The organism is Mesorhizobium sp. M1A.F.Ca.IN.020.06.1.1 (assembly GCF_004023265.1).
In the GTDB taxonomy this organism is placed as follows: Bacteria; Pseudomonadota; Alphaproteobacteria; order Rhizobiales; family Rhizobiaceae; genus Mesorhizobium.
In genome coordinates, this window is record NZ_RZSR01000142.1 from 1 (window position 1) to 8,878 (window position 8,878).

At 64.7% G+C, this 8,878-nt stretch carries 8 protein-coding genes; 4 read left to right on the forward strand and 4 right to left on the reverse strand.

Annotated features, from left to right (window positions below; genetic code table 11):
* The 4 genes from EOA60_RS09075 to EOA60_RS09090 all read left to right on the forward strand — a co-directional run.
* Window positions 1–713 (forward strand): amidohydrolase family protein (locus tag EOA60_RS09075; RefSeq protein ID WP_164899237.1); only part of this gene is annotated, 713 nt, incomplete at its 5' end.
* A gap of 2 nt (window positions 714–715) precedes the next feature.
* Entirely contained in the window at window positions 716–2,113 is a 1,398-nt protein-coding gene (locus EOA60_RS09080; RefSeq protein ID WP_095825692.1) for an FAD-binding oxidoreductase, read from the forward strand.
* A gap of 127 nt (window positions 2,114–2,240) precedes the next feature.
* Window positions 2,241–2,822, forward strand: a complete 582-nt coding sequence (locus EOA60_RS09085; protein ID WP_067329247.1) for an NAD(P)H-dependent oxidoreductase — start codon at window positions 2,241–2,243, stop codon at window positions 2,820–2,822.
* Window positions 2,822–3,409, forward strand: a complete 588-nt coding sequence (locus tag EOA60_RS09090) for an NAD(P)H-dependent oxidoreductase (RefSeq protein ID WP_067329249.1) — start codon at window positions 2,822–2,824, stop codon at window positions 3,407–3,409. Before EOA60_RS09085 ends, EOA60_RS09090 begins: the two co-directional genes overlap by 1 nt.
* A 139-nt stretch (window positions 3,410–3,548) precedes the next feature.
* On the opposite strand, the gene EOA60_RS09095 is transcribed toward EOA60_RS09090, so the two are convergent.
* The 4 genes from EOA60_RS09095 to EOA60_RS09110 all read right to left on the reverse strand — a co-directional run.
* Window positions 3,549–5,996: an FAD-dependent oxidoreductase gene (locus tag EOA60_RS09095; RefSeq protein WP_128311260.1), complete on the reverse strand. Its 2,448-nt coding sequence runs from the start codon at window positions 5,994–5,996 to the stop codon at window positions 3,549–3,551.
* The gene (locus tag EOA60_RS09100) at window positions 5,993–7,174 is read right to left on the reverse strand and encodes a pyridoxal phosphate-dependent aminotransferase (RefSeq protein ID WP_095825691.1); all 1,182 of its coding nucleotides are present in this window, start codon (window positions 7,172–7,174) and stop codon (window positions 5,993–5,995) included. The genes EOA60_RS09095 and EOA60_RS09100 overlap by 4 nt, the downstream gene beginning before the upstream one ends.
* Window positions 7,174–8,073: a homocysteine S-methyltransferase family protein gene (locus EOA60_RS09105; protein WP_095825690.1), complete on the reverse strand. Its 900-nt coding sequence runs from the start codon at window positions 8,071–8,073 to the stop codon at window positions 7,174–7,176. Before EOA60_RS09105 ends, EOA60_RS09100 begins: the two co-directional genes overlap by 1 nt.
* Window positions 8,070–8,878 (reverse strand): aminomethyltransferase family protein (locus tag EOA60_RS09110; protein ID WP_164899238.1); only part of this gene is annotated, 809 nt, incomplete at its 5' end. The genes EOA60_RS09110 and EOA60_RS09105, both read right to left, overlap by 4 nt.

The following is an 8,878-nucleotide window of genomic DNA, read 5'->3' on the forward strand; positions in this document are numbered from 1 at the left end:
GCGTTGTCACTTACATGGTGCCCGACCTCGAGGAACTGCTCGACAAGGTGTTCGCTGAAGCCATCAAGCATGGGCTCGACCTCGATTTCCATGCCGACGAGACCGACGATGTCGCGGCCGTCTCGCTGAAGAAGATCGCCGAGGCTTCGCTGTGGAACGGTTTTGGGGGCAATATCCTGATCGGGCATTGCTGCTCGCTGGCGCGCCAGCCCGACCTCGAAGTTCTCGACACGCTGGACAAGGTGGCGAAGGCCGGACTGGCGGTCGTGTCGCTGCCAATGTGCAACCTCTATCTGCAGGACCGGCGCAACAACGGCACGACGCCCCGCTGGCGCGGCGTGACGCTGCTGCACGAGATCAAGGCACGCGGCATCAAAGTGGCTGTCGCTTCCGACAACACGCGCGACCCGTTCTACGGCTATGGCGACCTCGATATGCTGGAGGTCTATCGCATGGCGACACGCATCCTGCATTTCGATCACCCTGTCGGTGACTGGCCGAAAGCGATAGCGGCGATGCCGGCCGAGGTGATGCGGCTGGAAGGTGTCGGCACTCTCGCCGCCGGCGGTAGCGCCGACTTCATCGTCTTCAAGGGACGCAGCTGGACCGAATTGCTGTCGCGGCCCGAATCGGATCGCATCGTGGTGCGCGAGGGCAGGGCGATCGAGCGCCGGCTGCCCGACTATGCTGAACTCGACGAATTGATGGTGTGATGATGGATATCGCAGCGCTGAAGCGCGATCTCGAAGGCCTCAAGATCGACGACCATCCGGCCATCGTCCAGCAGAAGAGCCGCGACTTCTACTGGTACAGCCCCGTCCTCAAACAACAGCTCGACCACGTCACCGGCGACCTGATCGTTACGCCAAAGAACGAGGACGAGGTGATCCGCGTTTTGGCCGCCTGCCACCGGCACGGCGTTCCAGTCACACCGCGCGGCAGCGGCACCGGCAATTACGGACAGGCGATGCCGCTGTCGGGCGGCGTGGTGCTCAACCTCGCCGAGATGAACGAAGTCAAGGCGATCGCGCCGGGCCGCGTGGTGACCGGGCCCGGAGCGGTTCTGGCCGACATCGATCGCGCCGCGCGGGCGCATTCCGCGCAGGAACTGCGCATGTCGCCCTCCACCTACAACACCGCCTCCATCGGCGGCTTCGTCGCAGGCGGCTCTGGCGGCGTCGGCTCGATCCGCTGGGGCGGATTGCGCGATCTCGGCAATGTCATCCGGCTGCGGACCGTGACGATGGAGGCGGAGCCGCGCGTCATGGACCTCTCGGGCGAGGACGTGCTCAAGGTGATGCATGCCTATGGCACCAACGGCATCATCACCGAGGTTGAGATGCCGCTGACGGCGTCCTACGATTGGGTCGATGTCATCGTCGGCTTCGACGATTTCATGGGTGCAGCGGGCTTCGGCAACGACCTCGCCGAGCAGGACGGCATATTGGCGAAGCTGATCACGCCGATCGCGGCACCCATTCCTTACGATTATTTCAAGCGACACCAGAAGTTCTTCCGGCGCGAGCAGAGCATCGTGGTGTGCATGATCGCGCCGCACGCGATGGATGGGTTCCTCGCGTTCGTCCGGGCCAGCAAAGGCGAAATCGTCTTCCGGGCCGACCAGGAGACCGACCTCAAGGGATTGCCGCCGGCCTACGAGCTGACCTGGAATCACACGACGCTGCGCGCCATCAGGGTCGATCCGACGATCACCTATCTGCAGGCGCGCTATCCGTCGCCGGACCATCTCGCGCACGTCAAGGCGATGGTCGACCGCTTCGGCGACGAGGTGCCGGCGCATCTCGAATTCATCCGCTTCGACGGCGCGATCGGCGCCGCCGGGCTGCCGCTGGTCCGTTTCACCACGGAAGAAAGGCTCGACGAGATCATCCGTATCCACGAGGACAATGGCTGCTGGATCTTCAACCCCCATCGCTGCACGCTGGAAGAGGGCGGCATGAAGCAGACTGACGAGGTTCAGCTTGCCTTCAAGCGCGAGACCGACCCGCAAGGATTGCTCAACCCCGGCAAGATGATTGCCTGGGAGAATCCGGGCTATGACTATCGCTCCGGCAAGCCGTTCCTGTTCAAGGGGCTGCAAAAGGCGAGGTGATCGCGATGAGCGCCCGGCGCTGCACCCTCCTCTGGCCTGTCGCCTTTGGCGACATCTCCCGCACAAGGGAGGAGATGTGGCATGGGACAACAGGGGTTTGTCGAGCTGACCTGCGGGATCCACTCCCGTGAACATCCTCGTGCTCTACGCACATCCGGTGGAGACCAGCTTCAACGCCGGACTGCATCGGACGATCGTCGAGCGGCTCGGCGCGGCGGGCCACACGATCGACGACTGCGACCTCTATGCCGAGGATTTCGATCCGCGGATGACGCGCGCAGAGCGGCTCGGCTACCACGATCAGCGCGGGCCGAACGAGGCGGTCGCCGGTTACATCGCAAGGCTTCAGAAGGCGGAAGCGTTGGTGCTGTCGTTTCCGGTCTGGAATTACGGCTATCCGGCGATCCTGAAGGGCTTCTTCGACCGCGTCTTCCTGCCCGGCGTATCGTTCAAGCTGGTCGACGGCAAGGTTCGGCCGACGCTGCACAACATCCGCAAGCTCGCGGCCATCACCACCTACGGCGGCAGTCGTTTTCGCGCCATGCTGATGGGCGATCCGCCGCGCAAAATGGTGAAGCGCACGCTGCGGGCCACCATCAAGCCAGGCGCCTCCGTCTCTTACCTCGCACACTATTCGATGAACCTTTCGACGGATCAGACGCGCAAGGCCTTCATGGCGAAGGTAGCCGCCAGCATGGATCAATTCTGATGCGCGTGCTGGTGGTCTATTGCCATCCGGTGCCGGAGAGCTATTGCGCCGCGATCCGCGACATGGCGATAGAGGTGCTGACGCGACGAGGCTGGGACGTGCGGCTGCTCGATCTCTATGCCGAGAAGTTCAATCCGGTGATGAGCTGCGAAGAGCGGCGCTCCTACAACGAGCGCGCGCCTGAGGATCCCGAGCTCAGGCCGCATTTCGAGCATCTGCAATGGGCCGAGGCGATCCTCTTCATCTACCCCACCTGGTGGTACGGATTGCCGGCGATGCTGAAGGGCTGGTTCGATCGCGTGTGGGCGACCGACATCGCCTTCAAGCTGCCGCGCGGCAGAGGCCGGATCCAATCGCTGATGACCCATGTGACCAAGGTCGGCGTCATCACCACCTGTGGCGCGCCGACGTGGTGGAGCGTCGTTGTCGGCCAGCCCGGCCGCAAGACGATCCTGCGCGGCATGCGCGCCATCTGCGCCCCCCGCTGCAAGACATTCTTCCTGGCGCACTACCTGATGGATTCCTCAACGCCGAAGAGCCGGACGGCGTTTCTGGCGAAGGTAAGGGCGAGGCTGGAAAGCTTTTGAGGATAGCTCTCTTCTCCCTGTTAAATGAGGAGAAGACGGCGGCAGCAGATGAGGGGCGGCGTCGCAAAGGTGTGGCGCTGCCCCTCATCCGCCCTTCGGGCACCTTCTCCCCGTTGAACGGGGAGAAGGGAACACTGCGCTACATCCGCACCCGTTCAGCCTTCGGGTCGTACATTGGCCTCAACGATGCTTCCGCGGCGAAACGCTCGCCTGCGATCTCGACCTCGTAGGATGAGCCCAGCACATCAGCCTCGCTCTCGCCCTCGCAGGGCACATAGCCGAGCCCGATCGCGCCGCCGAGATGGTGGCCGTAATTGCCCGAGGTGATCGGACCGACGATCATGCCGTCGCGCAGGATTGCTTCGTTGTGGAATAACAGGGGCTGCGGGTCCTTGAGGCGGAACTGCACCAGCCTGCGGCTCAACCCGGCTTCCTTCTTCCTGAGCACCGCGTCACGACCGATGAAGTCGCTCTTGGCCGTCTTCACCGCGAAGCCAAGGCCTGCCTCCAGCACATGGTCCTCGTCGGTGATGTCGTGGCCGAAATGGCGGAAGGCCTTTTCGATGCGGCAGGAATCCAGAGTATGCAGGCCGCAGAGCTTCAGCCCGACATCGGCGCCGGCTTCAATGATCGCCTCGAAGACATGGGCGGCCTGATCGGTCGAGACATAGAGTTCCCAGCCGAGCTCGCCGACATAGGTAACGCGATGGGCACGGGCCAACCCCATGCCGATCTCGATCTCCTGGAAGGTGCCGAACGGATTGGCCTGGTTGGAAAAATCGTTGGGGCTCACCTTCTGGATCAGCTTTCGCGAATCGGGGCCCATCAGGCAGAGGACGGCTTCGGCAGCGGTTACGTCGGTAATGACGACGAATTCGTCGGCGACGTGCCGCCTCAGCCAGGCGAGGTCACGCTGCAAGGTGGCGCCCGGCACGACGAGGAAATAGGCGGTCTCGGACAGCCGCGTCACGGTGAGGTCGCTCTCGATGCCGCCTTTGGCGTTGAGCATCTGCGTGTAGACGATCTTGCCCGGTTCCACGTCCATGTCGTTGGCGCAGAGCCGCTGCAGGAAGGCACAAGCGTCGCGGCCTTCAACGCGGATCTTGCCGAACGAGGTCATGTCGAACAGGCCGACGCCGTTGCGCAAGGCGAGGTGTTCCTCGCGCTGGTTGTCGAACCAGTTCTGCCGCTTCCAGGAATAGCGGTATTCGCGCTCCTGTCCTTCGCGGGCAAACCAGTTGGCGCGCTCCCAGCCGGCCACCTCGCCGAAGACGGCGCCACGAGCCTTCAGATGCTCGTGCAGAGGCGAGCGGCGCACGCCGCGCGAGGTAGCCATCTGGCGATAGGGGAAATGATCGGCGTAGAGCAGGCCGAGCGTTTCGGAGACGCGTTCCTTGAGGTAGCGACGGTTCTTCTGGAAGGGCTGGGCGCGGCGGATGTCGACCTCCCAGAGGTCGAAAGGCGCCTCGCCGTCATTGATCCACTGCGCCAGGGCCATGCCGGCGCCGCCGGAGGAAACGATGCCGATCGAATTGTAGCCGGTCGCCATCCAGTAGCCGGAGAGTTCCGGCGCCTCGCCGAGATAGTAGCGGTCGTCGGGAGTAAAACTCTCGGGGCCGTTGAAGAAGGTGTGGATGCCGGCCGTGCCCAGCATCGGCATACGGTTGACGCCCATTTCGAGGATCGGCTCGAAATGGTCCATGTCCTCGGGCAACTGGTCGAAGCAGAAATCCTCGCGGATGCCGTCCATGCCCCAGGGTTTCGCCACCGGCTCGAAGGCGCCGAGCATCATCTTGCCGGCGTCTTCCTTGTAGTAGGCGCACTCGTCCGGCACGCGCAGCACCGGCAGGCGGGTGAGGCCGGGGATGGGCTCGGTGACGAGGTAGAAATGCTCGCAGGCGTGCAGCGGGATGGTGACGCCGTTCTGCCGGCCGAGCTCGCGCGCCCACATACCGGCGCAGTTGACGACGATGTCGGTCTCGATCGTGCCCTGGTCCTCGCCCTGAGCCCAGGAGACACCGGAGACGCGGCCGTTCCTGGTGTGGACCTTGATGACCTTCACGTTTTCGATAACCGTCGCTCCGCGTTGCCGCGCGCCCTTGGCCAGCGCCATGGCGATATTGGCGGGGTCGCACTGGCCGTCGAGAGGCAAATGCACCGCGCCGACCACATCGGAGACGTTGAGATGCGGGTACATCTCCTTGACTTCGGTTGGCGAAATCTCGCGCACGTCGACATCGAAGGCGCGGGCTAGCGAGGCCTGCCTATAAATTTCATGCTTGCGTTCCTCGGTCAGCGCCACGGTGATCGAGCCGACCTGGCGCATGCCGGTGCCGACGTCGGTCTCCGCCTCGAGCTTGACGTAGAGGTCGGCCGAGTATTTCGCCAGCCGGGTCATGTTCTGCGAGCCGCGCAACTGGCCGATCAGGCCGGCGGCGTGCCAGGTCGTGCCGCAGGTGAGCTGCTTGCGCTCAAGCAGCACTATGTCGGTCCAGCCGAGCTTGGCCAGATGATAGGCGACCGAGCAGCCGGAGACGCCGCCGCCGATAATGACCGCGCGAGCTTTGGTTGGAATGGTTCTGGTCATGCGGCCTCGCGGCGGTAGTCGGAAGCGAAGCGGCGCACGCGAAGCGCTGCTTCCTGAAGGACAGGTTCAGGCTGGCAGAGGCTGATGCGGATGTGACCGGCGGCGGCCTCGCCGAAGCTCGAGCCGGGCATGACGCCGATCTTCTCCTTGTCGAGCAGCGCCCAGGCGAATTTCTCGTCGTCGGGCTCGATGGCCGATATGTCGAGCATGACATACATGCCGCCTTCGGAGCCGCGCACGGTGACTTCATTTGCGCCGCGAATGGCGTCGAGGAAGACGGCGCGGCGCCCGGCGTAACGCTCGGCTATCTCGTCCACGCCGTAGTGGTTTTCAAGCGCCTCGGCGCAAGCGATCGAGATGAAGGCCGGCAGGCCGTAGGTGGTCACCAGGTTGAGATCGGTCATCAGCGCGATCATCGCCTTCGGGCCGGTGAGCCAGCCCATGCGCCAGCCGGTCATGCCGTGGCTTTTCGACATGGAATTGATGACCAGCGTGCGCTCGGACATGCCGGGCAGCGAGCGCGGCGAGATGTGCTCGCCGCCGCCAAGCGTCCAGTAGACCTCGTCGGACAGCAGCCAGAGATCGTGCTCCTTGCAGATTTCGGCCAATTGCTCGAGCCGTTCGCGCGAATAGACTGCGCCTGTCGGGTTGTTCGGGGTGTTGATCAGGATGGCGCGCGTGTTGGGCCTGAGCGCCGCGCGGATCCTGTCGGCGCGCGGCTGGAAGCCGTCCTCGGCCGGCGTCTCGACCACGGTGAAGCTGGCGCCGGCGGCGCTGAAGGTGTTGGGGTAGGTGGCATAGTAAGGCGCGACGACGATCGCGTGATCGCCGGGGTCGAGCACGCCCTGCACGGCGGCGTAGAGCGCGCCCTGACCTCCGGCCGTGGCGATGATCTCGTCGGGCTCCGTCAGGACGCCGGTGCAGGCGGAGGAGGCCGCCGCCATCGCCTTGCGCAGGCGCGGCAGGCCGGGAAGCGGCGTGTAGTGGTGGTTGCTGCCGCGGACGGCGTTCACGCAGGCCTCGATCGTTTGCGACGGCGTGTCGAAATCATGGTCGCCGACCGAGAGCACGATGATGTCCTCGCCGGCTGCCCTGCGGGTCCAGGCGGCGAAGTGGACTTCCCAGCCATCCTTGCCCGATGGCACGATGCCGGTAATGCGCTTCGATGGTTTTGGCATCAGGCTGCTCCCGAGATGTGATGGCCGGCCTGAATGAGCCGGTCGCGTAGCGCAGCGATATGCGCCGGCCCGACTTCGCAACAGCCGCCTACAATGCTGGCGCCAGTCTCGACCCAGCCCATCGCCTGGTCGGCATAGGCGTTCGGATCGAGATCATGGCGCGCGTGCAGCACGTCGACCGTGCCGCCGTGCTTGAGCGCCTCGACCGAGGTGAAGCCATTGGCATAGGCGCCAACCGGACCGCCGAGGGCCAGCAGTTCCGGCAATGCGGCGGCAATGGCTTCGGGCCGGCAGCAGTTGAGCAGCCGTGCCGCCACCGGGAGATCGCCGAGGGCGCTAGCCGCGGCGGCAATGCTCTCGCCGCTGCGCAGGCGGGGCGTGCCGTGGTCGGCGATAGTCCAGGATACCCAGACCGGCTTGCCGCTCTCGCATGCCGCGGTGACCGCCGCGCGGGCCTCGTCGGCGGAAGCCATGGTCTCGCACAGGAACAGATCGACGCCTTCTGCCTGCTCGGCGACGATGCGGCGGTAGATGCCGAGCGTCTCCTCGAAGGAGATGGTCAGCGCCGGCGCGTAGCTGCCGAAGAGAGGCGAGAGGCAGCCGGCGATGGCGGCTTCACCCGCTTCGTCGCACGCCTGCCGGGCGAGCTCGATGCCGCGCTTCTGCAGAGGCTTAAACAGCTCTTCCGCGCCCTCGCGCGCCAGGCGCTCGGGCGTGGCCGAATAGGTGTTGATGGTAATGACGCGGGCGCCGGCACGGATGAATTCCGCATGCAGGTCGCGCACCAGTTCCGGTTCGTCGATCAGCACTCTGGCCGACCACAAAGGCGTCGGTTCGGACTGACTGCGACGGACCAGCTCCTGGCCCATGCCGCCATCGGTAAGAATGACGGATGTCATGCTCTCAACCTTTCGTTCTTCGGATCCCACAACGGCTCGTCCTTCTGCACCACCGCCTTGAAACGGTCGCCGAAGATTTCGACCTCGACCGCCGTGCCGGGCTCGGTCAGGTCGGAACGCAGCATGCCGAGCGCGATCGACTTATCGACGCGATGGCCCCAGCCGCCCGACGTCGTCTCGCCGACAATCTTGCCGTCATGCCAGAGCGTCGACATATAGGGCGCGTCGCAATCGCCGGGGCTTTCCACGACCAGCGTGACGAAGCGCTTCTTCACGCCCTGCTGCCTTTCGTTGAGCAGCGCCGCCTTGCCGCGGAAGTCGGGCTTGTCCCATTTGACGAAGCGTTCGAGCCCGCCCTGCAGGATCGAATAGTCGGTCGAGAGGTCGCCTTTCCAGGCGCGGTAGCCTTTTTCCAGCCGAAGCGAATCCAGCGCGTACATGCCGAAGGGCTTTAGGCCATGCCTCTGGCCGGCGGCCCAGACCGCGTCGAAGACGGTAGCCGTGTCCGCGACCTTGGTGTGGATCTCCCAACCGAGCTCGCCGGCGAAGGAGACGCGCACCAGCTTCGCCCAGCGGCCGGCGATGGTCGTCTCCTGATGCGTCAGCCAAGGCAGGGAAAGATCGGCGTCGCAGACGTCAGCAAGAATAGCGCGCGAGTTCGGGCCGGCGAGAATCTGGGTTGAGTATTCCTCCGTGCGATCGGTCAGCCTGAAGGCCGCATCGGCCGGCATGCGCGACTTCAACCATTCGAAGTCGTGCCACTGCGCGACGGCCGCGGTGATTAGCGTCATCTGGTCCTCGCCAT